We start from the raw sequence: 1,191 nt of genomic DNA on the forward strand, positions 1-1,191 counted from the left end.
GCTGTTGGTAGCGGGGTGGTTGCGGGTGCTCGGGGGCGGGTGCTGGACGATGGTGTTACGGGCACGGCCGGGCCGTGACGAGGGCGAGCAAGCGGTGGTCCACCGTCTGGCGGCTGCCAGGAAGGCGCCGAGGGTTCTGGTGGAGCGGTGCCGGATGGTGGAGCTGAGCTGGGACGGCTGTCTGGTCCCGCAGATCGCCGACGAGCTGAGGTGCAGTCAGAAGACCGTGCGCCGCTGGCTGCACCGCTTCAACCGTTCGGGGCTTGAGGGTCTGGAGGATCTGGGCGGGCAGGGCCGCAAGAGAAGGATCACCGAGGCCGAACGCTCCCGGATCATCGCGATGGTCAAGCAGACCCCGCCCGGCCGGCTCGAGGTCCAGCCGTCGAACGAGATGTGGGCCGCGGATGAGACCGGGCCGGCGGAGTGGACCCTGGATGCCCTGGCCGCCGCCGCACAGGAGCTGGGCATCCAGGCGGGCCGTTCCCAGGTGCGCAGGATCTTGCTGGCCGAGGGCGTGCGCTGGCGCCGTACCCGGTCCTGGGCCCGGTCGAAGGACCCCGGCTTCGAGGGAAAAGGACGCGGATCATCGAGCTCTACACCAGCCCGCCCGACGGTGCGACCGTGGTCTGCGCCGACGAGCTCGGACCGGTGATCCCACGCACCTTCCCGCCGGCACCGGGCTGGTCGCCGGACGGACACCGCATCAAAAGCGAGATCGACTACTCCCGCGGCCCGGAGAAGACCTGGGTCTACGGAGCCCTGCGCCCCCGGGACGGGCAGGAGATCACCATGACCGCCCCGTCCCGCAACAGCGCCTACTACCAGCAGTTCCTCCAGCTGGTCGAGGACGCCAACCCGCACGGGGACATCTACGTCATCACCGACAACCTCTCCTCCCACAACAGCGTGTCCACCCGCGCCTGGCTGGAGGAGCACCCCCGCATCACACACGCGTTCATCCCGGTCGGCGCGTGCTGGCTCAACCTGCAGGAAGGCTGGTGGCGACTGTTTCGCAAGACCGCTCTCGCCGGGCGCTCCTTCGGCGATCGCGACCACATCACCCACGCGACCCGCGTCGCCACCGACCAGCTCAACGCCCGCGCCCGACCCTGGATCTGGGGCAGACCCGCACCACCCACCAGGCGCTTACACCGCCGATATGTGTACATCCTTTGAGGAACGCAGCACTAG

Annotated in this window: 2 protein-coding genes; both read left to right on the plus strand. The window is 69.3% G+C overall.

The features are described from left to right. The first annotated feature begins 49 nt into the window (after positions 1–49). On the plus strand, positions 50–652 hold the full coding sequence (locus ACFPZJ_RS39770) for a helix-turn-helix domain-containing protein (RefSeq protein ID WP_381031966.1): 603 nt from the start codon (positions 50–52) through the stop codon (positions 650–652). Continuing rightward, a complete protein-coding gene (locus ACFPZJ_RS39775; RefSeq protein ID WP_381031964.1) occupies positions 622–1,176 on the plus strand; it encodes a transposase in 555 nt (184 codons plus the stop codon). Before ACFPZJ_RS39770 ends, ACFPZJ_RS39775 begins: the two co-directional genes overlap by 31 nt. The last annotated feature ends 15 nt before the right edge of the window (positions 1,177–1,191 follow it).

It is taken from the genome of Streptomyces bullii (assembly GCF_042657145.1).
Taxonomy (GTDB): Bacteria; Actinomycetota; Actinomycetes; order Streptomycetales; family Streptomycetaceae; genus Streptomyces; species Streptomyces bullii.

What these genes read in the sequence shown, in the direction of transcription:
- ACFPZJ_RS39770 (WP_381031966.1), top strand. Translation starts at nt 50, where the DNA reads ATGGTGTTACGGGCACGGCCGGGCCGTGACGAGGGCGAGCAAGCGGTG.